The 24,453-nt window shown below is 67.6% G+C and carries 27 protein-coding genes; 18 read left to right on the forward strand and 9 right to left on the reverse strand.

The features are described from left to right. The first annotated feature begins 21 nt into the window (after positions 1-21). The 7 genes from CIK77_RS05645 to CIK77_RS05675 all read left to right on the forward strand — a co-directional run bounded on the left by CIK77_RS05645 (position 22) and on the right by CIK77_RS05675 (position 7,672). Positions 22-1,023, forward strand: coding sequence for a TerC/Alx family metal homeostasis membrane protein (locus tag CIK77_RS05645; protein WP_087054673.1), 1,002 nt, complete (start codon positions 22-24; stop codon positions 1,021-1,023). Between the two features lie 256 nt (positions 1,024-1,279). Then, complete coding sequence (gene leuC / locus CIK77_RS05650) at positions 1,280-2,755, forward strand: 3-isopropylmalate dehydratase large subunit (RefSeq protein ID WP_087054674.1); 1,476 nt, start codon at positions 1,280-1,282, stop codon at positions 2,753-2,755. Between the two features lie 4 nt (positions 2,756-2,759). Then, positions 2,760-3,356, forward strand: a complete 597-nt coding sequence (leuD, locus tag CIK77_RS05655) for a 3-isopropylmalate dehydratase small subunit (RefSeq protein ID WP_087054675.1) — start codon at positions 2,760-2,762, stop codon at positions 3,354-3,356. 86 nt (positions 3,357-3,442) lie between these two features. Further along, positions 3,443-4,804, forward strand: coding sequence for a UDP-N-acetylglucosamine 1-carboxyvinyltransferase (gene murA / locus CIK77_RS05660; RefSeq protein ID WP_087054676.1), 1,362 nt, complete (start codon positions 3,443-3,445; stop codon positions 4,802-4,804). A 3-nt stretch (positions 4,805-4,807) separates the two neighbouring features. Continuing rightward, the gene (locus tag CIK77_RS05665) at positions 4,808-5,569 is read left to right on the forward strand and encodes a lysophospholipid acyltransferase family protein (RefSeq protein ID WP_087054677.1); all 762 of its coding nucleotides are present in this window, start codon (positions 4,808-4,810) and stop codon (positions 5,567-5,569) included. Then, positions 5,566-6,675 carry an NAD(P)H-dependent glycerol-3-phosphate dehydrogenase gene (locus CIK77_RS05670; protein ID WP_249268557.1) on the forward strand — a complete coding sequence of 370 codons (1,110 nt, stop codon included), beginning with the start codon at positions 5,566-5,568 and terminating at the stop codon, positions 6,673-6,675. Before CIK77_RS05665 ends, CIK77_RS05670 begins: the two co-directional genes overlap by 4 nt. Next, positions 6,581-7,672 carry a D-alanine--D-alanine ligase family protein gene (locus CIK77_RS05675; protein ID WP_087054678.1) on the forward strand — a complete coding sequence of 364 codons (1,092 nt, stop codon included), beginning with the start codon at positions 6,581-6,583 and terminating at the stop codon, positions 7,670-7,672. The genes CIK77_RS05670 and CIK77_RS05675 overlap by 95 nt, the downstream gene beginning before the upstream one ends. 433 nt (positions 7,673-8,105) lie before the next feature. Here the strand turns inward: CIK77_RS05675 and CIK77_RS05680 are convergent, their stop codons facing one another. Further along, positions 8,106-8,621 carry a DUF3515 family protein gene (locus tag CIK77_RS05680; RefSeq protein ID WP_249268558.1) on the reverse strand — a complete coding sequence of 172 codons (516 nt, stop codon included), beginning with the start codon at positions 8,619-8,621 and terminating at the stop codon, positions 8,106-8,108. Positions 8,622-8,885: 264 nt separating this feature from the next. Between CIK77_RS05680 and thiL the strand changes: the two genes are divergently transcribed. After that, the gene (thiL, locus tag CIK77_RS05685; RefSeq protein ID WP_087054680.1) at positions 8,886-9,860 is read left to right on the forward strand and encodes a thiamine-phosphate kinase; all 975 of its coding nucleotides are present in this window, start codon (positions 8,886-8,888) and stop codon (positions 9,858-9,860) included. Between the two features lie 102 nt (positions 9,861-9,962). Here the strand turns inward: thiL and CIK77_RS05690 are convergent, their stop codons facing one another. Beyond that, positions 9,963-10,523: an RsmD family RNA methyltransferase gene (locus CIK77_RS05690; protein WP_087054681.1), complete on the reverse strand. Its 561-nt coding sequence runs from the start codon at positions 10,521-10,523 to the stop codon at positions 9,963-9,965. 134 nt (positions 10,524-10,657) lie between these two features. Here CIK77_RS05690 and CIK77_RS05695 point away from each other — a divergent pair, with 134 nt between their 5' ends. From CIK77_RS05695 to mutM, 6 genes are all read left to right on the forward strand, one after another. Continuing rightward, the gene (locus CIK77_RS05695; RefSeq protein ID WP_087054682.1) at positions 10,658-12,838 is read left to right on the forward strand and encodes an ATP-dependent DNA helicase RecG; all 2,181 of its coding nucleotides are present in this window, start codon (positions 10,658-10,660) and stop codon (positions 12,836-12,838) included. A 130-nt stretch (positions 12,839-12,968) separates the two neighbouring features. Continuing rightward, positions 12,969-13,469, forward strand: coding sequence for a pantetheine-phosphate adenylyltransferase (gene coaD / locus CIK77_RS05700; RefSeq protein ID WP_087054683.1), 501 nt, complete (start codon positions 12,969-12,971; stop codon positions 13,467-13,469). Positions 13,470-13,595: 126 nt separating this feature from the next. Then, positions 13,596-14,090, forward strand: a complete 495-nt coding sequence (locus CIK77_RS05705; protein ID WP_087054720.1) for a YceD family protein — start codon at positions 13,596-13,598, stop codon at positions 14,088-14,090. A gap of 2 nt (positions 14,091-14,092) precedes the next feature. Next, on the forward strand, positions 14,093-14,302 hold the full coding sequence (gene rpmF, locus CIK77_RS05710) for a 50S ribosomal protein L32 (RefSeq protein ID WP_087054684.1): 210 nt from the start codon (positions 14,093-14,095) through the stop codon (positions 14,300-14,302). Positions 14,303-14,308: 6 nt separating this feature from the next. Continuing rightward, positions 14,309-15,034: a ribonuclease III gene (rnc, locus tag CIK77_RS05715; protein ID WP_249268559.1), complete on the forward strand. Its 726-nt coding sequence runs from the start codon at positions 14,309-14,311 to the stop codon at positions 15,032-15,034. A gap of 71 nt (positions 15,035-15,105) precedes the next feature. Next, positions 15,106-16,035: a bifunctional DNA-formamidopyrimidine glycosylase/DNA-(apurinic or apyrimidinic site) lyase gene (gene mutM / locus CIK77_RS05720; RefSeq protein ID WP_087054722.1), complete on the forward strand. Its 930-nt coding sequence runs from the start codon at positions 15,106-15,108 to the stop codon at positions 16,033-16,035. A 277-nt stretch (positions 16,036-16,312) separates the two neighbouring features. Here the strand turns inward: mutM and CIK77_RS05725 are convergent, their stop codons facing one another. The 4 genes from CIK77_RS05725 to CIK77_RS05740 all read right to left on the reverse strand — a co-directional run bounded on the left by CIK77_RS05725 (position 16,313) and on the right by CIK77_RS05740 (position 18,915). After that, positions 16,313-16,603 carry a hypothetical protein gene (locus CIK77_RS05725; RefSeq protein ID WP_140403520.1) on the reverse strand — a complete coding sequence of 97 codons (291 nt, stop codon included), beginning with the start codon at positions 16,601-16,603 and terminating at the stop codon, positions 16,313-16,315. Further along, positions 16,600-17,427, reverse strand: coding sequence for a hypothetical protein (locus tag CIK77_RS05730; RefSeq protein WP_249268560.1), 828 nt, complete (start codon positions 17,425-17,427; stop codon positions 16,600-16,602). Before CIK77_RS05730 ends, CIK77_RS05725 begins: the two co-directional genes overlap by 4 nt. A gap of 73 nt (positions 17,428-17,500) precedes the next feature. After that, complete coding sequence (locus tag CIK77_RS05735) at positions 17,501-18,394, reverse strand: M23 family metallopeptidase (RefSeq protein WP_087054686.1); 894 nt, start codon at positions 18,392-18,394, stop codon at positions 17,501-17,503. Continuing rightward, positions 18,391-18,915, reverse strand: coding sequence for an ArsR/SmtB family transcription factor (locus CIK77_RS05740; protein WP_249268561.1), 525 nt, complete (start codon positions 18,913-18,915; stop codon positions 18,391-18,393). The genes CIK77_RS05735 and CIK77_RS05740 overlap by 4 nt, the downstream gene beginning before the upstream one ends. Before the next feature lie 494 nt (positions 18,916-19,409). Between CIK77_RS05740 and CIK77_RS05745 the strand changes: the two genes are divergently transcribed. From CIK77_RS05745 to CIK77_RS05755, 3 genes are read left to right on the forward strand one after another with little or no spacing between them, the layout of a single operon-like run. Beyond that, positions 19,410-19,886: a hypothetical protein gene (locus CIK77_RS05745; RefSeq protein WP_140403521.1), complete on the forward strand. Its 477-nt coding sequence runs from the start codon at positions 19,410-19,412 to the stop codon at positions 19,884-19,886. Positions 19,887-19,892: 6 nt separating this feature from the next. Further along, positions 19,893-20,408 carry a hypothetical protein gene (locus CIK77_RS05750; RefSeq protein ID WP_087054689.1) on the forward strand — a complete coding sequence of 172 codons (516 nt, stop codon included), beginning with the start codon at positions 19,893-19,895 and terminating at the stop codon, positions 20,406-20,408. Positions 20,409-20,412: 4 nt separating this feature from the next. Then, entirely contained in the window at positions 20,413-21,024 is a 612-nt protein-coding gene (locus CIK77_RS05755) for a hypothetical protein (protein ID WP_140403522.1), read from the forward strand. Between the two features lie 57 nt (positions 21,025-21,081). On the opposite strand, the gene CIK77_RS05760 is transcribed toward CIK77_RS05755, so the two are convergent. Continuing rightward, positions 21,082-21,612, reverse strand: a complete 531-nt coding sequence (locus tag CIK77_RS05760) for a hypothetical protein (protein WP_087054691.1) — start codon at positions 21,610-21,612, stop codon at positions 21,082-21,084. 60 nt (positions 21,613-21,672) lie between these two features. Beyond that, positions 21,673-22,644: a 2-phospho-L-lactate transferase gene (gene cofD / locus CIK77_RS05765; RefSeq protein WP_087054692.1), complete on the reverse strand. Its 972-nt coding sequence runs from the start codon at positions 22,642-22,644 to the stop codon at positions 21,673-21,675. 141 nt (positions 22,645-22,785) lie between these two features. Between cofD and CIK77_RS05770 the strand changes: the two genes are divergently transcribed. After that, positions 22,786-23,739 (forward strand): hypothetical protein, encoded by a 954-nt coding sequence (locus CIK77_RS05770; RefSeq protein ID WP_087054693.1) that lies wholly within the window; start codon positions 22,786-22,788, stop codon positions 23,737-23,739. Between the two features lie 63 nt (positions 23,740-23,802). Here the strand turns inward: CIK77_RS05770 and CIK77_RS05775 are convergent, their stop codons facing one another. Continuing rightward, a complete protein-coding gene (locus CIK77_RS05775; protein ID WP_087054694.1) occupies positions 23,803-24,102 on the reverse strand; it encodes a hypothetical protein in 300 nt (99 codons plus the stop codon). Between the last annotated feature and the right edge of the window lie 351 nt (positions 24,103-24,453).

The raw sequence follows: 24,453 nt of genomic DNA on the forward strand, positions 1-24,453 counted from the left end.
ATCCGAAAGGCACAGCCCTTGTTGGACATCCCTGTCTGGTTCGAGATCACCTCTCTCGTCGTTCTCACTCTCATCCTGCTCGGTGATCTCGCTCTGATCCTGAAGCGCCCGCACATCCCCTCCACGAAGGAATCGGCGCTGTGGGTCACCTTCTACGTGTCGCTGGCGCTTCTGTTCGCCCTCGTGCTGCTGTTCGTCGCGGGAGGCGAGGCATCGCGCGACTTCGTCATCGGCTGGGCGATGGAGTACAGCCTGTCGATCGACAACCTCTTCGTCTTCGTCCTGCTGATGACGCAGTTCTCCGTGCCCCGGCGCCATCAGCAGGAAGTTCTGATGGTGGGCATCATCATCGCGCTGATCCTGCGTGCGATCTTCATCGTGGTGCTGGGGGCTGCGGCCAACGCGCTCAGCCCGATCTTCTACCTGTTCGGCGTGTTCCTCATCTACACGGCCATCAGGCAGTCGCTGCCCAGCTCGCATCAGGACGATGCGAACGCGGAGAACTTCATCCTGCGGGTGCTGCGCCGCTTCATGAGCGTCAGCGACGAGTACGACGGATCGAAGCTGCGCACGGTGAAGGACGGCAAGAAGGTCTGGACGCCGATGCTCATCGTGTTCGTCGCGATCGGCATGACCGACCTGATGTTCGCGATCGACTCCGTCCCGGCGATCCTGTCGATCACCACCAACACCTTCATCGTGTTCACGGCGAACCTGTTCGCTCTGATGGGGCTGCGCCAGCTGTTCTTCCTGATGGGCGACATGCTCGACAAGCTGCGCTACCTGCACTACGGCGTCGCCTTCATCCTGGGCTTCATCGGCGTCAAGCTCATCCTGCACGCGATGCACGAGAACGAGCTGCCGTTCATCAACGGCGGCGAACACATCGAATGGGCACCCGACATCAACAACTGGGTCTCGCTGGGCGTCATCATCACGTCGATGGTGGTCGCCACGGTCCTGAGCCTGGTCGCCAACGCGCGCGACTCCAAGCGGACGGCCGTCGAGAACGCTGACCGCTGACCGCTCGGTCCGGGTGACGGCATCCCGATGAGCTCGCGGTCCGCCTGCGCGATTCTGCCAAGCAGGCGGGCCAGCGGCCGGGCGCCGACCTGGCACTCTGCGCCCGCAGAACGAGTGCGGGCGGCAGAGTGCTATCCTGGAGCGGTGCGAGCGATGCTTCTTCTTAGTCGCCGCGACGGGTCGACGTTCTAGGGCCATCTCGTCGCGGAGTCTTCTCACGCCCGCTCACCTGACGAGACTTTAGGACTAGCACGCGATGACCGCTGATACATCGATTCCGTCGATTCCCGACAACCCGCGCACTCTTGCAGAGAAGGTGTGGGCCGACCACCTCGTGTCGAAGGGTGAGGGCGGGCAGCCTGACCTCATCTACATCGACCTGCACATCATGCACGAGGTCACCAGCCCGCAGGCCTTCGACGGACTGCGCGCCGAGGGCCGTCCTGTGCGCCGCCCCGATCTGACGATCGCGACGGAGGACCACAACACCCCGACGATCGACATCGACAAGCCGATCGCCGACGTCACCAGCCGCACCCAGATCGACACGCTGCGCAGGAATGCGGAGGAGTTCGGCATCCGGCTGCACTCGCTGGGCGACGCGGAACAGGGCATCGTGCACGTCGTCGGCCCGCAGCTGGGGCTGACCGTGCCTGGCAGCACGGTCGTCTGCGGTGACAGCCACACGTCGACGCACGGCGCGTTCGGCTCGATGGCATTCGGCATCGGCACCAGCGAGGTCGAGCATGTGCTGGCGACGCAGACGCTGCCGCTGAAGGCGTTCAAGACCATGGCGATCAACGTCGAGGGCGAGCTGCGCCCCGGCGTCACGGCCAAGGACATCATCCTCGCCGTGATCGCGAAGATCGGTACGGGCGGCGGCCAGGGCTACGTGCTCGAGTTCCGCGGCAGCGCCATCCGGTCGCTGTCGATGGAAGGCCGCATGACGATCTGCAACATGTCGATCGAAGCGGGCGCCAGAGCCGGCATGGTCGCACCGGATGAGACGACGTTCGCGTATGTCGAGGGCCGTGCGCACGCGCCGAAGGGCGACGAGTGGGACCGCGCCGTCGAGTATTGGAAGACGCTGCCGACCGACGAGGGCGCGGCCTTCGACGCCGAGGTCTTCATCGACGCGAACGACCTGGAGCCGTTCGTGACCTGGGGCACGAACCCCGGTCAGGGCGTGGCGCTGAGCGAGGCCGTTCCCGACCCAGAGACGTTCGAGGATGAGTCAGCGCGCTCGGCCGCGCGACGGGCGATCGAGTACATGGACCTGGTGCCAGGCACACCGATGAAGGACGTCGCTGTCGACACGGTGTTCATGGGGTCGTGCACGAACAGCCGCATCGAAGATCTGCGCGCGTTCGCGTCGGTGATCGCGGGGCACACCAAGGCCGAAGGGGTGCGCGTCATGGTCGTGCCCGGATCGGCGAGGGTGCGCCTGGAGGCGGAGGCGGAGGGGATCGACAAGATCGTCACCGACTTCGGCGGCGAATGGCGCTTCGCCGGATGCTCGATGTGCCTGGGAATGAACCCCGACCAGCTGGCGCCCGGCGAGCGCAGCGCGTCTACCAGCAACCGCAACTTCGAGGGGCGTCAGGGCAAGGGCGGGCGCACGCATCTCGTCTCGCCACTGGTGGCAGGCGCGACGGCCGTGCGCGGCACGCTGTCGAGCCCGTCCGACCTCGAACCGGTGCACGAACCCGCGCTGAGCGGAGCGGAGGCCTAAGACGATGGAAGCTTTCACCACCCACACCGGCATCGCCGCACCGTTGAAGCGGTCGAACGTCGACACCGACCAGATCATCCCCGCGGTGTTCCTCAAGCGCGTCACCAAGACGGGCTTCGACGACGCGCTGTTCTACAGCTGGCGGCAGGACCAGGACTTCGTGCTGAACCAGCCCGCTTTCCAGGGCGCGTCGGTGCTCGTCGCCGGCAACGATTTCGGCACGGGCTCGAGCCGGGAGCACGCCGTATGGGCGCTGCGCGATTTCGGCTTCAAGGTCGTGCTGTCGCCGAAGTTCGCCGACATCTTCCGCGGGAACTCCGGCAAACAGGGGCTCATCGCCGGCGTGATCTCCGAGGAGACCAAAGAAGAGCTCTGGCGCAGGATCGATGAGAACCCAGGTACCCGGGTCACGGTGAGCCTGGAGGAGCGCAGCGTGACACTCGGCGACTTCACGGCCGGCTTCGAGATCGACGATTACACTAGGTGGAGGCTCCTCGAAGGGCTCGACGACATCGGCCTCACCCTGCGTGAGGCGGACGCCATCGAGCAGTTCGAGGCCCGCCGCGAATCGTGGCGGCCACGGACCTTGCCGGTCCAGTGAGCCGGGGAGCGCAATCGCTCCGACTGTAGGGGGCAGCCGGCTCCTATCGGCGGTTCACCGCCGTCGTGACGAAGTGAGGCCACTAAATGACGCTTCTGGGTACCACGGGCACGACCCTCCAGAACCGATCCGTCGACACCATCGAGATCCGCGGCGGGCAACCCCTGCGCGGCCAGGTCGATGTCCGCGGGGCGAAGAACCTGGCGACGAAGGCCATGGTCGCCTCCCTCCTCGGAGGAACACCCAGCACGCTTCGCGACGTTCCTTCGATCCGCGACGTCGAGGTCGTGCGCTCCCTTCTCGAGGTGCACGGCGTCAGCGTCACCGACGGCGAAGAGGAAGCCTCCCTCGTGCTCGACCCCGTCGGGGCCGAGTCCGCCGGGTTCGAGGAGATCGACGCGCACTCGGGCTCGAGCCGCATTCCGATCCTGTTCTGCGGGCCGCTGCTGCACCTGCTCGGCCAGGCGTTCATCCCGGATCTCGGCGGATGCCGGATCGGTGACCGCCCGATCGACTTCCATCTCGATGCCCTGCGCAACTTCGGCGCGGTCGTCGACAAGCAGCCCAACGGCATCCGCCTGTCCGCACCGGACGGCCTGCACGGCGCCAGCATCGAGCTGCCGTACCCGAGCGTCGGAGCCACGGAGCAGGTGCTGCTCACGGCCGTGAAGGCGAAGGGTGTGACTGAGCTGCGCGGCGCCGCGATCGAGCCCGAGATCATGGACCTCATCGGCGTGCTGCAGAAGATGGGCGCCATCATCTCGTACGAGCCGAATCGCGTCATCTTCATCGAGGGCGTCGAGGAGCTCACCGGCTACGACCACCGCAGCCTCTTCGACCGCAACGAGGCCGTGTCGTGGGCCTGCGCCGCGCTCGTCACCGATGGCGAGATCTTTGTCAAGGGCGCCCGTCAGTACGAGCTGCTGACATTCCTCAACGTCTTCCGAAAGGTCGGTGGCGACTTCGACATCACCGACGACGGCATCACCTTCCGACGGGGGGAGACCCCGCTCAAGGCCGCCATGGTCGAGACCGACGTGCACCCCGGCTTCATGACCGACTGGCAGCAGCCGCTCATCGTCGCGCTGACCCAGGCTGAGGGCACGTCCGTCGTGCACGAGACCGTGTACGAGAACCGCTTCGGCTTCACCGATGCGCTCGTGCGCATGGGTGCAGACATCGTCGTGCACAAGGACGGACTCGACTCCCCTGAGCGCCGCGTCGCCCGCCGTCCTCTCGAACAGGCGGCCGTGATCAACGGCCCGACGCCGCTGAAGGGCATCGACATGGTCGTTCCCGACCTGCGCGGAGGCTACAGCCATGTCATCGCGGCACTGGCAGCGCAGGGCACATCGCGTGTGACGGGCATCAAGCTGATCAGCCGCGGCTACGAGAAGTTCCTCGACAAGCTGACTGCACTGGGCGCCGACTTCGACGTCGTGGGCTGACGCATGGCACGCGCCCTCCGCGCATCCCGCGAGAAATCGCGTCCGAGCATCTTCTGGCTGCTCGCCGCGCTCGTCGTGCCGCTGGTCGGCTGGATCGCGAAGATCGAGATCCGAGGCGGCGAGAAGCTGCCGCGAGAGGGCGCGTATGTGCTGGCGCCCAACCATCACAGCGAGATCGACCCGCTCACGGTCGCCGTGGCGACGTGGCGGCTCGGGCGGGCTCCGCGCTTCCTCGCCAAGGAGAGCTTGTTCCGGATCCCCGTTCTCGGCGCGGCCATGCGAGCGACGAAGATGATTCCCGTCGCCCGAGGAGGGCGTGGCACCGAGGCGTTGAAACACGCGGAGATCCTGGTCAAGAACGCCACGGGCGTTATCGTCTACCCCGAGGGCACGCTCACGCGCGACCCCGACCTGTGGCCGATGCGCGGCAAATCCGGCGCGGTCCGGATCGCCATGGCGGGAGGGCTCCCCGTCGTTCCGGTCGCGCACTGGGGGGAACAGCAGTTCATGCCGCGCTACGGCAAGCTGCGCCTCTTCCCGCCGCGCCGCCGCGTCACGGTCCTCGTCGGCGATCCGGTCGACCTCTCCGACCTGCAGCCCAGTGGCGAGCGCGACCCCAAGGCGGAGCGCGCCGCGATCGAAGAGGCGACCGATCGTGTCATGGGTGCCATCACCGGGCTGCTGGCTGAGCTGAGGGGCGAGACGCCGCCAGAAGAACGCTGGGACCCGACGAAGCACGGGCAGAACGAAACGGGGCGGATGTGACCACTCGTGCTGCCGTGCTGGGCGCAGGCAGCTGGGGGACCACGTTCGGCAAGATCCTCGCCGACGGTGGGGCCCAGGTCACGATGTGGGCGCGCCGACCGGAGCTCGCGCACGAGATCGACGAGGCCAAGCGCAACTCCCAGTACCTCTCCGGTGTCAACCTGCCGCGCAGCATCCGGGCGACCAGCGATCTCGCTCGGGCCGTCGCCGATGCCGATGAGATCTATGTCTCGGTGCCGAGCGGGACGGCGCGCGAGGCGCTGAAGCAGCTGCGTCCGATCATCCGGGGCTCTGAAGCGCCCGTCGTCAGCCTGATGAAGGGCGTCGAGAAGCGCACGGGGCTGCGCATGAGTCAGGTGATCGAGGAGACGCTGGGCTGCGACCCTGCCCGGATCGCCGTTGCGAGCGGGCCGAACCTCGCGCTCGAGATCGCCAGGGAACAGCCGACGGCCGCCGTGGTCTCGTCCGCCAGTGAGGAGACGGCGGCCCGCATCGCCAGCACGGCATCGAACCGCTACTTCGGCACGTTCGTGAACACGGACGTGATCGGCACGGAGTTCGGCGGTGTGCTGAAGAACCTGGTCGCGCTGGCGATCGGCATCGTCGACGGAGTCGGCTACGGCGAGAACACCAAAGCGTCGATCATCACGCGCGGTCTCGTGGAGATGACCGACTTCGCCGTGGCGTACGGCGCGCAGCCCGGCACGCTGCAAGGACTGGCGGGCCTCGGCGACCTCATCGCGACGTGTCAGTCGCCGTTGAGTCGCAACAACACGGCGGGGCGCCTCCTCGGACAGGGGTACACCCTGCAGGATGTCGTGGCGCATATGGAACAGACGGCGGAAGGGCTGGGATCGGTGGGACCGATTCTGAAGCTCGCCAAGGCGAAGGGCGTTGACATGCCCATCGCCAGTCAGGTGAAGATGGTGCTCGACGGCATCATGGAACCGGCGCACATTGCTCCGTACCTTACGACCGACGATGACGCCCCTCAGGGCGAAGGGACTCAAGATGGCCAGCACGACCGTGGCGGTGCTCTTCGGAGGGCGTTCCAGCGAACACTCGATCTCTTCCGCAACGGCGGGGGGAGTTCTCGGGGCCATTGACCGCGAGAAGTTCAACGTGATCCCCGTCGGGATCACGCGTGAGGGCATCTTCGTGCTCGAGCAGGACGATCCGGCGCGATTCGCGCTCGACGCGGAGAAGCTTCCAGAAGTCGTCGACAACGGCACCCGCGTGCTCTGGCCCCTGCCGGGATCGGGTCGCGAACTGCGGGCGCTGCTCGAGGACGGCACGGTGACATCGCTCGGCACTGTCGACGTCGTGCTGCCGATTCTGCACGGCGTGCACGGTGAGGACGGCACGATCCAGGGCTTCTTCGACACGCTCGAGATTCCGTACGCCGGTGGCGGCGTGATCGATTCCGCGATCGCCATGGACAAGGACGTCACCAAGGTGGTGCTGCAGGCCGCAGGCATTCCCGTCACGCCGTGGCTGACGGTGCGCAGACGCCGGTGGGAGCACGGCGAGGCGACAGTGCGCGCCGAGGCGGACGCGCTCGGCTACCCGCTGTTCGTCAAGCCGGCCCGCGCCGGCTCGAGCGTCGGCGTCTCGAAGGCACACGGGCCGGATGAGCTGGCAGAGGCGATGCGCGTTGCACTCGCGGAGGACGACAAGGTGCTCATCGAGACCGCGATCGTCGGCCGTGAGATCGAGGTGGCCGTGCTCGAGGGGAGAGACGGTGCCGAGCCGCGTGTGTCATTGCCGGGCGAGATCGTCCTCACCACTCGCGAGTTCTACGACTTCGAGGGCAAGTACCTCGGTGGCGACGGCGCGGAGGTCGTGTGCCCCGCGGTGCTGACCGAGGAGCAGACGGCGACCATCCGTGCCTTCGGAGCGCGGGTGTTCGAGGCGCTGGAGTGCCGCGGCCTCGCCCGCGTCGATGTGTTCCTCACCGACGCAGGCGACGTCATCGTGAACGAGCCGAACACGATGCCCGGCTTCACCCCGATCTCGATGTACCCCAAGTGCTGGATCGCATCCGGCGTGAGCTATGCCCAGCTCATCACCGAACTCATCGAGCTGGGCCTGGGTCGCGCCTGACAATTCGCGGCTACTGCGCTGGGTGCTGCGCATCGGCTCGCGGCGTTCTCGTCGGTCGACGATGGCTCCGCATCGCCTCCCTCCTCGGCCTAGCGATCCGGCACACATCGCCCCGGGCCCACGCCGCCCGAGAGGCTCCGCGCGATGCGAAGCAGCGCCTGGAGGGGCGGTGGGGACTCGTTACGCCGAGAATTCTCAGACACTCCCTCGCCCGCGCCTGAGCACGCCTCTCGCGGCGTTGTCGTCGGTCAGGGCACATTCGGTGCCCTTTCCTCCTCCGCCTTGCGATAGACGCACTCAGGCACGGGCGACCGGTGGTGCGCCTGTCGGGGCGTTGTCGTCGGTCAGGGCGCTGTCGGTGCTCTTCGCTGGTCCGCCTTGCGATGGGTGCACTCGGGCATGGGCGACCGGGTGGTGCGCCTACTGGGATGTGTCAGTCGTCTCCGCCGGAAGTGGTGGGGGCATCTTCCGGGATCTTCGTCGCCTCGTCGGCCGTGGTGCATTCGCCTGTGCTGGGGAGCTGCTGCGCCGAGGTGGTGACGGCCTCAAGGGCTTCGTTGCTGGAGACCTTGGTGGTGTCGACGTAGATCTCCGCCGCGGGGGATCGGCCGTAGGTCGTCATCAGCAGGTTCGGCTGCTCGGATTCGTCGACGATCCAGTCGACTCCGCCGATCGTCACGCACTGCAGTGTCGACGGCGCCGGCGGTTCCTTGCCGCACGCGAAGATGACAGATGTTCCCGAATCATCGCCCCACGCGGCCGTGGCCTGCGCATCCGTCCAACGCCGCGACTGGTCGCCGATCGAGTCGGGAAGCCGCACGGAGACCTCGGCGCACAGGGGGTCGTTCGCCTGGGGCTGGGGCTCGAGGGCCACAGTGTGTGCGCATCCGGCGAGCGCCGTCGCCGCGCAGACGGCGACGAGAACGGCAGCGAAGGCTCGGCGGATCACCGCTCCAGCGTATGCCGCTGTCGGTCGGAGTTGTCTGAGACAGCGCCCGCCTGCGGCGCTGCGCGTCGTGCGCCGCCGCAGAAGCCAGGAGGACCAGCAGTCTCTCGGGAGCTCTGGGGCGGCCCCCGAGCTTCTGCGCATTCTCCGACGTTCTACCGGCTCCGTACTGCGTGGAGGGGAGCTGAGCCATGCTGGGCTGACTGAGCAGGCGTGTGGGCGAGGAGGGGCACCTCGTCGCCGGAGCTGTCGTACTAGGCTCGTGGAGTGAGCGTGACTGTGGGCGAACTCAGCGAGGGTGAGATCCTGGCGCGGATCGTTCGGCGAACCGGGCGGTCGACGTCTGCGGTCGTCGGGCCGGGCGACGACGCAGCGGTGCTGCGGATATCCGGCGACACTGTGGCGACCACCGACACCCTCGTGCACGGCCCTGACTTCCGCCTGGCGTGGTCGAGCGGGTACGACCTCGGCTGGAAGGCCGCGGCCGTGAACCTCGCCGACGTCGCCGCGATGGGGGCGCAGCCCGCTGCGCTGCTGGTGGCGCTGGCGATGCCGAACGACACGGCCATCGAGCTCGTCGAGCAGCTCGCGGACGGCCTCCGCGACGCGTGCGATGCGCTGGCACCCGGATGCGCCGTCGTCGGCGGCGATCTGACCGTGTCGAACACGCTCACAATCGCGGTGACCGCTATCGGCGACCTCGAGGGTCGCGAGCCCGTGCTCCGCTCCGGCGCAGCGCCTGGTGACGTCGTGGCCGTGGCAGGGGAGCTCGGACGCAGCGGCCTCGGGCTCGCCATCCTGTTCGACCGGTTCCGAGACGAGGCCGGCGAGCCGATCCCCGTTGATCCGGACCGCCTCCGCGCCGGCGAGCGGACGCTGCTCGACGCACAGCTGCGCCCGGCACCGCCGCTGGGTCTCGGCACCGTCGCCGCCCGATCCGGGGCGACCGCGATGATGGACGTCTCGGATGGCCTCGCCCTCGACGCCTCCCGGATGGCACGCGCATCCGGCGTCGCGATCTCCTTCGACTCCTCCGCTCTCGGCTCCGACGTGCATGCCGCGATGACCGGGGGAGAGGACCACGCGCTGCTGACCGCGTTCCCCGATGATGCGCTGCCCCCAGGGTTCCGTGCCATCGGCCGCGTGACGACGGGAGCGGGTGAGGTGATGCTCGACGGCGAGCCATTCCGCGGCCGCCGAGGCTGGGACCCGTACACGGACTGGGACGCGCAGTCGGGCTAGCGACCCCCTGTTGTTCGGGCGGCGTCCGTCCGCGACGAAGCTGCCGAGATGCGCACAACATGTGCCCGTCTCGGACCAAAGGTGCGCGTTTCGCGAGGGGCGCTACTGCGGAGGCTCTCCCCAGTACAGCGACGTGTCGCCGAAGGCCTTCTCGCGCAGCGCGCTCAGGCCGGCAGCGGCCCAATCCGGAGCTCCGGATCGCGTGGCGCGCTCGACGATGACCAGCGCGTCGTCGACGAGGAGCGGTGCGAGCAGTCTCAGGTCCTCCGTGAGAGCGGTGTCGGCGAGGTCGTAGGGCGGGTCGAGGAGCACGAGATCGAAACGTGACGCGCACTGGCGCAGAAAGGCGTGCGTCGCCGACGCATGCACGAGAGCCGCGCGCCCTGTGGCCTTGGCGACGCGCTCCGCGTTGCGGCGTGCTGTGGCCGCCGCCTTGGGTGCGCGTTCCACGAGATCGGCGCTGGCGGCCCCGCGGCTGAGCGACTCCAGACCGAGCGCGCCGGAGCCGGTGTACAGATCCAGCACTGCGGTGCCGTCGAGCATGCCCGTGGGCTCCAGAGCACCGAACAGCGACTCGCGCACGCGCTCGCTTGTCGGCCGCGTTCCGGCGTCGGGCACGTCGAGCCGGATGCCGCCGGCGAGCCCCGCGATGATCCTCGTCACGTCGTACAGTCTTCCATCCTCCCTGCGTGCCTCATGCGAATCTGCTCGCCCACGGCTGATCCGATGCGCGGGCTTCGCCCTGCGACCGGAGCGCGTGTCGAGGCGATGTCCGTGCCGGGAAATAGACTCGGTGCATGCCGTATACGCTGGACACTCCGCTGGCGGAGGCGCTGCCGGAGAAAAGGGCGGCGTCTCTGAAGCGCGCGTTCGACATGCTCACGGTCGGCGACCTCATCACCCACTACCCGCGGCGCTACCAGATGCGAGGCGAGCTCACCCCGATCACGGGCCTGGTCGAAGGCGAGACGGTCACGATCGTCGCTGAGGTGCGCGCGGTTTCGGTGCGTCCGATGCGCAATCGTCGCGGCAGCATCGTCGAGGTGTCCATCAGCGACGGTCGCGGCGAGGCGAAGCTCACGTTCTTCGGTCAGGTGTGGCGGCAGCGCGAACTCACGCCGGGCCGCCGCGGCATGTTCTCCGGCAAGGTCGGCTACTTCCAGCGAACGATGCAGCTCTCGCACCCCGAGTACGAGCTGTTCGATGACGAAGACCCCGGCTCCGACGCCGAAGAGTGGTCGCGCACGCCGATGGCGATCTACCCGGCGACGTCGAAGGAACCGTCGTGGGACATCGCCCGCGTGATCGGGCCCGTGCTCGACGGCCTCGGAGACGTCGCCGACCCGTTCTCCGACGAGCTGCGTGAACGCGAGAAGCTGCTGCCGTATCGCACAGCCCTCGAATTGATCCACCGCCCCAGCGTCATCGACGAGACGGACCAAGCGAAGCACACGCTCCGGATGCACGAGGCACTGGTGCTGCAGATCGCGCTGGCGCAGCAGAGGCAGGCCGTGCACGAGATGGAAGGCACGTCCAGGCGGGCGGTGCCGGGAGGGCTCCTCGAGCGCTTCGATCAGGCGCTGCCGTTCGAACGCACGCCGGATCAGCTGACGGTCGGCGATGAGATCGCGGCGGAGCTCGTCGAGGAGCACCCCATGAACCGACTCGTGCAGGGCGAGGTCGGCTCGGGGAAGACGCTGGTGGCGCTGCGCGCCATGTTGCAGGTCGCCGAATCGGGAGGGCAGGCCGCGCTGATCGCCCCCACAGAGGTCCTCGCCGCCCAGCACCTGCGCTCGATTGCGAGGATGCTCGGGCCGGAGCTTCAGACGGAGCTGATGCCGACGCTGCTCACCGGGCAGATGGGCGCGGCCGAGCGTCGCAGGGCGGCGCTGCGCGTCGCGAGCGGTCAGGCACGCGTCGTGGTGGGCACGCACGCACTGCTGAGTGACAAGACGACGTTCGCCGACCTCGGCCTCGTCGTGGTCGACGAACAGCATCGCTTCGGAGTGGAGCAGAGGGAGGCGCTGCGCGCGAAGGGCCGCACACCGCACATGCTGGTGCTCACCGCGACGCCCATTCCGCGCACGGTCGCGATGACCGTCTTCGGCGATCTCGACGTGTCGACGATCCGCACGATGCCTGCGGGCCGCGCGGGCATCCAGACGTTCGCCGCGCCGGTCGCCGAACACCCGGGATGGTGGCCGCGCGTGTGGGAGCGGGCCGCGGAAGAAGTGCGCAAGGGCTACCAGGTGTTCGCGGTGTGCTCGGCGATCGACGTCGACGACAGCGGGAAGGCGGTCGAGGAGGATCCGGACGGCTTCGCCGACGACGCCCCGGAGCCGGAGGGTGGCGAGCGCAAGGGGCCGAAGTGGGGCGTCGTGCAGCTGGCGCAGACGATCGCGACGCATCCGGACATCCGAGGGCTGCGCATCGCGATCCTGCACGGGAAGATGTCGTCGGAGGAGAAGGACACCACGATGCAGGCGTTCTCCCGCGGCGACATCGACATCCTCGTGGCCACGACCGTCATCGAAGTCGGCGTCGACGTGCCGAACGCCTCGACGATGATCATCGTAGAAGCCGACCGATTCGGTGTCTCGCAGCTGCACCAGCTGCGCGGTCGGGTCGGGCGCGGGTCGGTGCCCGGCCTGTGTCTGCTCGTCACCGAGGCGGAGGAGAACACCGATGCGAGAAGGCGCGTCGAAGCTGTCGCGGGGACTCTCGATGGATTCGAACTGGCGGAGAAGGACGTCGAACTGCGCGGCGAAGGCGATGTGCTCGGATCGAACCAGTCCGGTGTGCGCAGCTCGTTGAAACTGCTCCGAGTCGTCAAAGACGTGCGTCTCATCATGAGAGCGCGCGAGCTTGCGGAGACGATCATCGCAGAAGACCCGGCGCTGCAGCGGCACTCCGGGCTGGCCGACGCTCTGCACCGCCGCGTCACGGACCGCGAGCGCGCCGCGCTGGCGAAGTCGTGACCGGCTCTGTGCGGGAAGGGCTCACCCGGCTCCCTCCCCAGCCGCACCGCCGGCGCTGACTCTGAGTGAGCATCGGACTCGGCGCGGAATCATCGCGCGATATGAGGCACGGTTGCCATAGGGTGAATGTATGAGCAGCCGCGTAGCCGTCGTTCCCGGCTCCTTCGACCCGCCGACGCAGGGCCACCTCGACGTGATCCGCCGCGCAGCAGGACTCTTCGATGAGCTGCATGTGCTGGTGGTCCACAACCCGGACAAAGAGGCCATGCTTCCGATCGCGCAGCGCCTCGAGCTGTTGCAGGAGTCGCTCCGGGAGGAAGGCGTCGAGGGAAACGTCATCGTCGGCTCCTGGAGCGTCGGCCTGCTCGTCGACTACGCACAGGAGGTCGGCGCAGGCGTGCTCGTGAAGGGCATCAGGGCGCAGGGTGATGTGACGTACGAGACGCCGATGGCGGTCGTCAACAACCACCTCTCCGGCATCGAGACCGTGTTCCTGCTGGCCGATCCCGCCAACTCGGTCGTGTCGAGCTCGCTCGTGCGTCAGGTCGCCGGCCTCGGCGGCGACGTGACGCCCTACGTGCCGGGCCCGGTCGCCAGGTACCTCGCCGAAGCAGGCCCCAGCGACTTCTGAACCCAACAACGGCGTGCGCGTCAACTGCCTGTTCAGCGGGGCACGCGTAGAATCGAAGGCGTGAAACCCAGTCTCTCCGGGCCGTTCGTACTGCCCGTCCGCGACATCGTCCGCAAGCCGGGCGAGATGCGCGAGCACACCCTGTCGATCCCGACGCCCGAACGTTGGGGCGAGGGAATCGTGTCTGTTTCGAAAGACCGTGAGCTCGAGCTCGAGGTTCGTCTCGAGTCGGTGCATGAGGGCATTCTCGTCTCGGGAACCGTTGACACCGTCTTCGAGGGGGAATGCGGAAGATGCCTGCGCGACATCTCCGAACCGCTCGAAGTCGAGTTCCAGGAGCTTTTCGAGTACTCTAGGGAGGAAGCGGCTGATTTCGAAGTTCAAGATGACCACGTGGATCTTGAAACTCTGATCAGGGACGCCACCGTCCTGTCGCTTCCCTTTCAACCGGTGTGTCAGCCGGATTGTCCTGGCCTCGATGCGGTCACGGGCGAGCCGCTGGCGGAGAACGCCGGTGAGAAGCCCGATCCCATCGATCCTCGTTGGGCAGGGCTCCAGGAGTTCGCCGAGCAGTTCGGGTCAGCACCGGCAGGTGCCGACCCCCGGAAAGAAGAGAGTTAGTCATGGCAGGTAACCCCCCGAAGCGCCGCGTATCCCGTTCGAACACGCGCTCGCGTCGTGCGCAGTGGAAGGCCGAGGCGCCCACGCTGGTCAAGACCGTTGAGAACGGCAAGACCGTGTACAGCCGCCCGCACCAGGCCAAGGTCGTCACCGACTCGCAGGGCACCGAGCTGTTCCTCGAGTACAAGGGCCGCAAGGTCGCCGACGCCTGATCGCCTGTGGCGACGAACGTCGTTTTCGAGACCGACGACATCCGGTCTCTCACCGAGAAGCTCGGCGTCGACATCGACGCCGAGCTTCTCGGTTTGGCACTGACGCATCGCTCGTACGCGTATGAGCACGGCGGCATCCCTCACAACGAGCGGCTGGAGTTCCTGGGCGACTCGATCCTCGGCCAGGCCGTCACGGTGATGCTCTACACGACGCTGCCGGATGTCGATGAGGGCGCGCTCGCCAAGCGGCGTGCCAGCGTGGTGTCGACGGTTGCGCTCGCGGAGGTCGCGCGCACCATCGGTCTCGGCGCGTACCTGAAGCTCGGGCGCGGTGAAGAGAACACCGGGGGGCGCGACAAGGACTCGTTGCTCGCCGATGCGACAGAGGCGATCATCGGCGCCGCCTACCTCTCAGCCGGCGCCGAGGCGACGACGGCTTTCGTGCTGCGGCTGGTCGAGCCGCTGCTGGCGGATCCGGATCGCTACGGGGCCGCGATGGACCCGAAGACCAGCCTGCAGGAACTCGCCTCGCGAATGGGGGCGGAGCCGCCGGAGTACGTGATCTCATCCAGCGGGCCCGACCACCAGAGGCGCTTCACGGCGACGGTGACCGTCGCGGATGCCTCGGGCCAGGGTGAGGGCACGAGCAAGAAGAACGCCGAGATGGCGGCCGCGCTCACGCTGTGGCAGAGGCTCAGCGAGGGCGGCGCGGTCTCGCGCAGCAAGAAGTAGCGTGGGCGCTCCGACACTGCGTGCGGCTCCGAGCCGTTTCAACAGGGCGCGACGTTCTCGGCTGGATGAGCGTGCCTGAGCTGCCGGAGGTCGAGGTCGTCCGCCACGGCCTGCAGCCCGCGATCGTCGGCGCCAGGATCGAGAGCGTCGAGGTCTTCGACTCCCGCGCGCTCACGCGCCACACCGGGTCGGCAGCCGACTTCGAGGCCCGGCTCCTCGGGCGCGGCATGCGTGCGGCGGTGAGACGGGGCAAGTTCCTGTGGCTGTCGCTCGATGCTCCGGATGAGGCGAGCCCTGCCGTGGATACATCGCTTACGCCCGAGGCGATCATGGTGCACCTCGGCATGAGCGGACAGATGCTGCTGCGTGAGCCCGGTGCGCCCGCCGAGCGCCATGAACGGGTCAGATTCGCCATCCGGAATCCGGAGCACGGCGAGCTGGCGATCGTGTTCGCCGACCAGCGCACATTCGGCTCGCTCGCGATCGACCCGCTGGTTCCCACACCGGACGGCGCGGCCGGCGGCTTCGGCGACGAGGCGCCACTCGTACCGGCGCAGGCGGCGCACATCGGCCGCGACCCGCTCGATCCAGCGTTCGATGAAGCCGCGTTCCGCTCCCGCCTCGCGCGCACAGCATCCGGAATCAAGCGCGTGCTGCTCGACCAGACCGCCGCCAGCGGCATCGGCAACATCTACGCCGATGAGGGGCTGTGGGCGGCCCGCATCCATCCGGAGACCGCGGCCCGCGACCTCACGACCCGCGCCGTGAACCGGCTGCTCACGGAGGTGCGCGCCGTACTGCAGAAGGCACTCGCCGAGGGCGGCACGAGCTTCGATGCGCAGTACGTGAATGTGAATGGGCAGGCTGGCTACTTCGCGCACTCGCTCAACGCCTACGGCCGCGACGGGGAGCCGTGCCCACGATGCGGATCTCCAGTTCTGCGAATGCGATTCATGAACCGATCAAGCCATCTGTGCCCCGATTGCCAGCGCAAACGGTAGTGAACAACGTCGACGAGCCCTGCCGGATCCGGGTGGACAATGGCATTCTTCGGGGCCGGACGGCCGCGAGGTGATGTTCGAGCTTCAACGAGCAACATGCTCACCTCCGTTCATCGGCTCGCGGATCGCGGGGCATGCCACGTGAACCGGGGCAGACGCGGCCACGATCATGCTGCTCGATCAGCAAGCTCACGCGGACGACTGCAACAAAGGCCAGGCGGCGGCACGGGCGTCGGTTGGTCGCAGTGGTGTTCTGCTGCTTCTATACGATTTCGGCTCAGGTACTGTGCTGCCATGAGCGGGGCAGCTCCACGGCACTCGCGCTGCGGTCGACGGCCACCTGGTCGGGATTCTCCGGGTCGACCAGCAGGTGGATACGTGAACCGGGAGCGAAGCCAGTGAGGAGCCCGCGGTCGATGCACGTCACGAGCTCGGCGTCGTGCTGAGACGTCGAGAACGGAAACTGCACCCGTAGCCGCATGGACGGGGCCTCCTCTGTGCCGCCCCGGTACGTGGCCCACGCCGTTACACGACCCTCGATCCGGAGACCACCGGTTGCTCCGCTCATGACGCGCCCCGTCGTTCTGCCTTCCGTCGGATCCTGCGGCGGATCCTCGCAAGCTTCTTCGGAACCGGCACAGGCGTCATGATCACGTCGCTCTCGTCGTCCCGCGGTTCGGTGATCAACATCCACTCGTGGTCGGTGGTGGCACCGGCGGTCGTCGAAACGGGCAGGTGGAGAATGAAGCAGCCACCTGCCGCCTGTGCGCCGAACAGCGACTGCGAGGAGATGGGCTTCGAACGCGCGGGAGGTATGCCCGCCTCGGAGACCCACTGCTCGAATGCCGCGTGGATCCGCGCGGCCTGCTGGTCATCGAGGCGATGGTCGAGGGCGATGTACGTCGCCCAGCTGCCTTCGCCGTTGTCGTAGTCCACCGATGCGCGGTGGATCGAGTGCGCCACACCATGCTCGAAGACCCACTCGTTCTCGGCACGCAGGTCCCGCAGGACGCTCAATCGGAAGAGAAGCACCCCGACGGTGATGAGCAGCCAGATCACGACACCTACCCAGACCAGCCAGAAGTTCCACAACTGTCCATTGTTCGCATCGTCGAACAGATTGCCGGTCCAGCCCTCGCCAGGGTCGGTGATCGTGCCCCAGATCAAGTACCCGAGTGCGGCAAGAGGGAGGAGAACCCAGAACACCGGCGCATGAACGAGCTCGGTGCGGCGCAGATCCTCGCTGCCGGCCCACCGGGAGACCTCCTCGATCGACTCCGGACGAGGAACGTCGCGAGGACGGTCGAGACGGCGCGGCCTCGCCGCGACTATGTTCGCCCAGAACCCTGCGGGATCGTCGGGCACCGCGCTGATCGAGGTGTGCTGCGACATGTCGCTTCCCTTCCCTTCCCGTCAGGTCAGGCATCGCCACCGCGCGACACGACTGTTCGTGCTCCCCATGAGCTTACTTCTGCGGGGTGCGACGTCCTTTCTCCCCTTTGAGCGCCGCAGATGCCGTCATCGTCTCACCGTTCTTCGGCAGAGCATCCACAACTGCGGTGTCGTCTCCGAGAGCGATGCGGCTGAATGCCATGGGGATGCCCTGGGCTGTCAACGGTGCGGAGCGATCCATGAGCTGCGCATGAACATGGGGCTCACTGCTGTTGCCGGAGTTGCCGCAGCGTCCGATCCGCTGTCCTGCGCTCACTGCGTCCCCCGGACGCACGACCGCCGAGCGCTGCTTCAGATGCGCGACCGTCGCGTACTCCCCGTTCCTGCCGCGAATGGTGACGTGATTGCCCAGGATGAAACCCGGCCCGCCGATCTCGCGGAACGGACCCTCGATCATCATGTAGACGACACCCAGCCAGTTCGAACGCGCTCGGTGATCACGACGCCAATCCGATGAGCGCACGACGGTGCCGTCGATCATCGCGAACACGGATTCTCCGAAAGCGGGACACTCATCCGGCCTCCGCATCGCGGGACCATCACCGAACTCGGGACGAGGCGCACCGGCAGGAGTGTGCACGAGATCGATCGCATACGTCTGCCCGTACACGCGGACCCCGTGGCTGGGAACCTTCGAAGCCGGGCTGTTCATGGCCAGCCACGATCCGCGCACGGGTGATGAGACAACCATGGTCTTCCCCTCCGGCAGCAGACGGGGGACGGTGAGCGCCAGCACGACGCACATCGCCAGCAGGCACATCGCGCCGATCGCAAGGGCCGTTCTCACCAGACGAGCGCCTTCACCGAGAGTGAGGAAACTGGACAGTGCGACGGCGACGAGCAGTACGACGGACACGACGTAGACCGGCCCGCGGTACCGATACGCGACGAGGAGTCCGAACCTCACCGCTCGGCTCCGAGCACGCAGACCAGCAGCGGCACGATGCGCGCAGCGGGGATCTCATAGCTGCCCCGTCCGCGCTGCTTCACCCAGCCCGCCGCGACAAGCTGCCTGAGATGATGATGCAGTTGACCGGTCGTACTCAGAGAATCGATCGCCGTGAGCTCCGACGTCGTCTGCACCCCGGACAGGATGTGCCGAAGCAGTTCGATCCGAACCGGATGCCCCAGCGCTGCGAGCGTCGAAGCCTGCTCCGTCCACGGTGCGTCCAGCAGGCCCGTCGTCCCGACGCCTTGCTGCCAGGACGCCGACGCGCCCGTCGGCAAGGTCAGCGACCCCACCAGCATCACGGCACCGTCCACGGTCGAAGGGTCATCATCGAGGCGGCCCTGGAGACCATCCAGAGCCCACAGGCTGCTCTCGCGAGGAGCGACATCCTTCGACACGTGCCGCGCCTGCTCGAGTTCGTCCATCCGGTCCGTCAGCGCGTCAAGCTCTTCGCGCAGTCGCTGCATCTCCTCGCTCACAGCGCCATACTACGTAAGTACGCAATAACGCACTAGCGAAGTTCAGTGTCGAGAGAACAACTGCGGGTCGGTGTCGCGCTCTGCACATCGGTGGCCGCTGGACCCTGGCGCTTGCGCCGGTGCCTCCCACCGGCGAGTGCGCCACCGATCCAGCGCGTCGAGGCGCCCTGGGGACGCGACCTCGCTCCACGGGATGACGGTGATCCCACGCAGGGTGAATCCTCGCGGATCGATCGCAACGGGCTGCAGCGCCGCGCGGAGAGAGGGGAGGGATGCCATGTCGCTTCAGCCCGGGTATGGGCATCCGAAACCAAGCGCAGAGCAGAAGCGTGTGGCGGATCTCTCGGGCCATCAGCCGTGTCGTACCCCGTGCGACGACCGGTGGTGCGCGGACACACGGGTGGGCGGCTCGCTCGCACCGCTCGGGCCTCATAGGCTGGCACCAGGGGACAGCGTCCACAAAAGCGCTGTCGGCGCGATGGGAGGTCGAGGCTGTGCGTACATTTCGCGCTTCGGGGCGTGTCAGCCTCGTCGTCGGCTGGATGCTGATCGGTATGGGCGTTGCCGCGCTTGTTGCCGTCGTCATCCTGGGCTTCGTCGTGGAGCCGTGGCTGTTCTCATTCCTCTTCGCACCGGTCCTGCTGTTCGTCGGTGGGGGCATCAACCTCTGGATGGGCCGTCGCGCGCGTCTGGAGATTCATCCGGACGGCTTCCTCTGGTGCGGGTTCCTCGGCAGCCCGCGCTCGCTCGGATGGCGAGATGTGCGCCAGATCCTTCTTCCGCCCCCGGGTGCGCGTCGGCGCCTCGCGGCCATCGCTCTGCTGTACGACGGACGGTACGTCGACATCGATGCGCTGTGGCAGTCGCCGACGTCGCCGGTCAACCTTGCCGGAGCCGTCGATCACCGTCAGGCTCAGCAGCTGCTGATCGACGGACACCGCACCTACCTCGCCCACGGTGCGTCGAGGTAGGGCACCATGATGACGGAGGACGACGCGATGAATCAGCTCCCGCACGGCCGGCAGCCGCATTTCGACTCGACATCGCTCGGGTACCAGGGTTATGCACCTCATCCCGGCCGACTGCCGGCTGCGCAGGCATCCGCGGCGAACGTCGGGCTGGGGACCGGGGTCGTGATCTGGGCGGGAATCGCTCTGCTCGGAGGCATCGGTGCGACGGCCTATTTTGCGCTGGGTGCCGCCATGACCCACAGCCTGGACGGCGTCCTCGGCGACGATCCGAACGGCGCCTTCAACTGGATCATTCTGCTCGTCGCGCTCATCGGCCAGCTCGTCGGGCTCGTCGTGTCGGTGATCGTCATGCTGTTCGGCATCGGTGCCAGGAAGAAGCGCATGCGACGCGGCACGACCGCGATGGTCCTGGGGATCGTCGCCTCGGCGATCTTCCTCCTGATCGGGCTCATCCAGTCGCCGCTGGTGTCGTTGTTCCTCGCCGCGGTCTCACAGCCCGGCGCGGGTGCGTCGGCCGGGTGATTCGGTGACCGGCCCCCTGCAGGAACCGTCGCGCGTGCGCTGCAATCGCGGCGTCGGGTGGTCATTCTGGCTGGTCATGGGGATCAACGCGCTGGTCACTCTCATTGCGGTCGCTGGAACGTATGAAGACGCTCCAGGCGGAATCGGCTTCGGGCTCGGTGTCGGGCTCAGCATCGCTGTCCTGTTCATCCTCGTGCGTGCGGTGCTCCTGCCCAGGCTCGAGATCCGCACTGCTGAAGGCTCCCTCCGAACCCGTCGTCGCACGATTCCCTTCTCGGCCGTCTCCAGCATCAGCGTCACCAACCCCACCAGGGCGGGGGTCTGGGGCGCCTTCATCGGCCATGACGGCAAGGTCCTGGCGAGAATGTCCATCGCCGGCTCACTGTTCGCAGCCGCGACGAGTGAGCAATGGGGCGCCCTTGGTCGCATGATGGCTTCGATGCCCGGTGGTGCGAATCGTGACGGCGGGATGAACGCATCCGCCAGGGCACTGTCGTCGGCCTCTGCGATCGAGATCGTGCAGGCACAGGCGGCATGGTGTCGAATGGGGCACCGCTCCGACGCGAGCCGCGCCCCGGCCGCTGCTCTGCACGGCACGACCATCTCGCTCAGGTGAGCCCGGTCGTGGACTGTCGAAGCGCAGCGCGGCGGACGCTTTGCGCAGGTGAGGTCCTCAGAGGCTGAACGCCACCGTGACGGCGAGCACGACGAACACGACCACTGCGCCGCCACCGCAGCCGATGGCGGCGATCGCGCCGTAGCCGAGACGTGAGACCCGTGCGCCAGAGGCCCGCACGACTGAGAGGAACTCGCCGCCGCCTCGTGCGCTGAAGGCGTTCGCGGCCGCGACCTGGTTCACACCGCGGCCGACGTCGCTGGCGACGCCGTAGCCATGGTGATGGGCGACGCCGCCGACGATGCCCATGCTCGTGAAACCGAGGGCGCGGCCCACCGCAGCCGGATCGGCGAGGATCGGGTAGCTCCGACCGCCGACGACCAGCGTGATGCGCTGTGCGGCGGACTTCACCGTGATCTCCCGTGCCGGCACGCTGAAATGCTGCGTCCAGCCGCCCGCTGCCGATGCGACCCAGAGCGTGACGATCCCTGCGCTCACGACCGCCTGCACCGGGTGCCACGCCCCCGTCGTGGTGTCGCCCCATGCCCCGGAGAACACGGCCTGCGGGTGCTGAAGCGGCATGGTCACCGTACGAGTCTATGACTTCGGGGGATCGCCGATCCGGGCCGAAGCTCGCGTCCGGTCGCCTCAGGCCTGCAGTGCGCCAGCCAGCGTGATGGCATCGGCGGCGAGCTGCGCCGACGTGTCGGCGTCGCGCATCCACAGCGGCACGGCGCGAGTCGTGATCCCGGATGTCGACAGCGGCTCGACGGCGTCGGCGTCACGATCGTCGACGAGCCAGCCGTCGAGCAGCGCGCCCCGCGAACGCGCGCCGTAGTGCTCGGCGACGGCGCGCGCCGAGGTCTCGATGCCCTCGATCGCGAGGCAGGTGTCGGCCATGCCGCGCACCACGGAACCGCCGATGATGCCAGATACGCCGACGATGGGAGCAGCAGCATCGCCGAGCGCCTCGCGCATACCGGGCACGGCGAGCACGGGGTCGACGGAGACGATCGGATTCGACGGCGCGATCAGGACGACGTCGGCCAGAACGATGCAACCGAGCGCGCCCTCCGACGGTGCGGCGCTGTCGATGCCGCGCTGGGAGAAGCCGGTGGCATCGCCGCCGGCGCGGTGGCGCACCCACCATTCCTGGAAGTGGATGTCGCTGCCATCGGCGAGGCGCACGTGCGTATCGATCTCGTCGTCAGTTGCCGGATGCAGTGCGACTCCGAGATCCCAGCGTGAGCCGAGCCTGCGGTACACCTCCGACACGGAGGCGCCCTCGCGCAGCCACGCAGTGCGGGCGATGTGCGTGCCGAGGTCGAGGTCGCCCAGCGTGAACCAGTCCGGAGCCGTGCCCCATGCGGCGAGTTCGGCCGCAACGCGCTCGGTTTCGCCGGCTCTGCCCCAGCCCCGGGTGGTGTCGTTCACACCGGCGAGTGCATACAGCAGGCTGTCGTGATCCGGAGCGATCCGCAGACCGGAGACCCACCAGTCGTCCGCTGTATTGACGACCACATCGATCCGGTGCTCCTCCTCGGAGCGACGCGCCCACTCGCGCACCCCCGCGACGAACCTCGCGCACCCGACGCCGCCACCGATTACCGTGATCCGCATGGCTCAACGCTATCCCGCGAATGCCTACGAATCTCGCGAGTGCCTATGAAACAGCGTAGGCACTCGCGAAGAACGTAGGCATTCGCGAGCGCCATCCACAGGCACGAACACCACGGGCGCCCGACAGGGCACAGTACCGTCATGGAGACCTTCGCACGCAGCAGCTTGATCGATCTCGGCAGCACGGACGATCAATTGCGCGCATCGGTGCAGGACGGCGCGCTGCAGCGGGTGCGTCGGGGGCACTATGCGCAGGTCGAGAGCTGGCGGAGCGCCTACGTGGAAGAGCGACAACGTGCCCTGGCTCAGGCGGCGACGCGGTCCGCGCGAACCCCGCCGGTGATGTGCCGTGCCACGGCGGCCGCGATGCACGGGTTGCCGCTGTTCCGCCTCGAAGACGAACGCGTGCACGTGCTTGCGGGGCATGGCGGATCCGGCACCCAGAGCGATGCGGTCATCAGGCACAGAGAGCACACCGATGGCTCGTTCGTCGTATGTGACGGCGTGCGGGTGACGCCGCTCGTGCGCACAGTGTTCGACGTCGCGCGAACGGCGCGGCCCGAGACCGCTCTTGCGTGCGCGGATGCCGCGCTGCGCCGAGTGTCGCGACCGCAGCGGACGCGGCAGGTCGACGAGGCCGCGAGCCGCGAGTTCTGCGAGCAGTTTCGGCAGGTGATTGCGGAGCATCCGGGTGCGCGGGGTGTGAAGCAGGCACGCCGAATCGGTGAGCTGATGGACCCCCGCGCCGATTCGCCTGGCGAGAGCGTGAGCCGGTTGTACCTGGTGCAGCTGCGCGTGCGGGCGTTCGCTGTGCAGCGCCCCGTGATGGTCGCATCCGGCCGCACCTACTGGGTCGACTTCGAGATCCAGGGTGTGTTCGGCGAGTACGACGGAGCAGTGAAATACCGAGACCGGGAGATGCGGGGGAACCGCGAACCGGAGCAGGTCGTGTTCGAGGAGAAGGTACGCGAAGACGAGATCCGCGCCGCCACCAGTCGGCGCTTCATCCGGTGGACGTCATCCGAGATCCGCTCCCTGGCGACCTACGCCCGCTTCCTCACCGACAATGGCATCCGGGTGCCCGCGAGTGCCTAGGAATCTCGCGAGTGCCTACGAAACAGCGTAGGCACTCGCGAAGAGCGTAGGCACTCGCGGGCATCAGCGGCCCGCGGGGAACAGGAACACGCCGTGGAACAGCGCGCCCCGTGCGAGGGAGCCGTCGGCGGCGTGCCTGGCGTAGAGCGGGGCGCGGGGGTCGTCGGCGAGCACCGAGATGTGCGGTGTGTGTGCGGCATCCGGGCGGGTGCTCCAGATGAGCATGGCGACGCCGATGCGCATGACGAGCCGGTCCACCATGGTGGTCCGGGGCACACGATGGACGAGCTCGACAGCGCCGACAGTGGTGCTCGATTGTGCGCTGTCGGCTGTGAGGGGACGGACGGGGGCAGAAACGTTCACGATGAACTCCTGAATGGAAGAACAGAGAAAGGGAGAGAAATGACGGGGTGCGACACAGTGATCGCACCCGGTCCCGGCGCGCAGGCGTTCGTCCGAAGGGGCTGAGCCGGATGTCGCCGCGTGCGGCACGAGGTGCCGAGCGGCGGACCGCAGCTGTCAGCAGCGAATGGAGTGAAGCCCGAGCGGCGCTGGCAGAACGCTCAGCGAGAGCTCAGAAGATGGACCGATCGAAGAACGACCGGAAACGAGACTCTGGCTAGCCCTGACGTCGTGAAGAGGTGCCAAAGGCCTGACGTCGGGCGAACCGCACCGAAGGCAGAGCTGGGGCGGAAACCATGGCTGGATTGATCG

The organism is Microbacterium sp. JB110, assembly GCF_003335195.1.
Lineage (GTDB): Bacteria > Actinomycetota > Actinomycetes > Actinomycetales > Microbacteriaceae > Microbacterium.

What these genes read in the sequence shown, in the direction of transcription:
- leuC (WP_087054674.1), top strand. Translation starts at nt 1,280, where the DNA reads ATGACCGCTGATACATCGATTCCGTCGATTCCCGACAACCCGCGCACT.
- leuD (WP_087054675.1), top strand. Translation starts at nt 2,760, where the DNA reads ATGGAAGCTTTCACCACCCACACCGGCATCGCCGCACCGTTGAAGCGG.
- murA (WP_087054676.1), top strand. Translation starts at nt 3,443, where the DNA reads ATGACGCTTCTGGGTACCACGGGCACGACCCTCCAGAACCGATCCGTC.
- CIK77_RS05665 (WP_087054677.1), top strand. Translation starts at nt 4,808, where the DNA reads ATGGCACGCGCCCTCCGCGCATCCCGCGAGAAATCGCGTCCGAGCATC.
- CIK77_RS05675 (WP_087054678.1), top strand. Translation starts at nt 6,581, where the DNA reads ATGGCCAGCACGACCGTGGCGGTGCTCTTCGGAGGGCGTTCCAGCGAA.
- CIK77_RS05695 (WP_087054682.1), top strand. Translation starts at nt 10,658, where the DNA reads ATGCCGTATACGCTGGACACTCCGCTGGCGGAGGCGCTGCCGGAGAAA.
- coaD (WP_087054683.1), top strand. Translation starts at nt 12,969, where the DNA reads ATGAGCAGCCGCGTAGCCGTCGTTCCCGGCTCCTTCGACCCGCCGACG.
- CIK77_RS05705 (WP_087054720.1), top strand. Translation starts at nt 13,596, where the DNA reads ATGCGCGAGCACACCCTGTCGATCCCGACGCCCGAACGTTGGGGCGAG.
- rpmF (WP_087054684.1), top strand. Translation starts at nt 14,093, where the DNA reads ATGGCAGGTAACCCCCCGAAGCGCCGCGTATCCCGTTCGAACACGCGC.
- CIK77_RS05725 (WP_140403520.1), bottom strand. Translation starts at nt 16,603, where the DNA reads ATGAGCGGAGCAACCGGTGGTCTCCGGATCGAGGGTCGTGTAACGGCG.
- CIK77_RS05730 (WP_249268560.1), bottom strand. Translation starts at nt 17,427, where the DNA reads ATGTCGCAGCACACCTCGATCAGCGCGGTGCCCGACGATCCCGCAGGG.
- CIK77_RS05750 (WP_087054689.1), top strand. Translation starts at nt 19,893, where the DNA reads ATGATGACGGAGGACGACGCGATGAATCAGCTCCCGCACGGCCGGCAG.
- cofD (WP_087054692.1), bottom strand. Translation starts at nt 22,644, where the DNA reads ATGCGGATCACGGTAATCGGTGGCGGCGTCGGGTGCGCGAGGTTCGTC.
- CIK77_RS05770 (WP_087054693.1), top strand. Translation starts at nt 22,786, where the DNA reads ATGGAGACCTTCGCACGCAGCAGCTTGATCGATCTCGGCAGCACGGAC.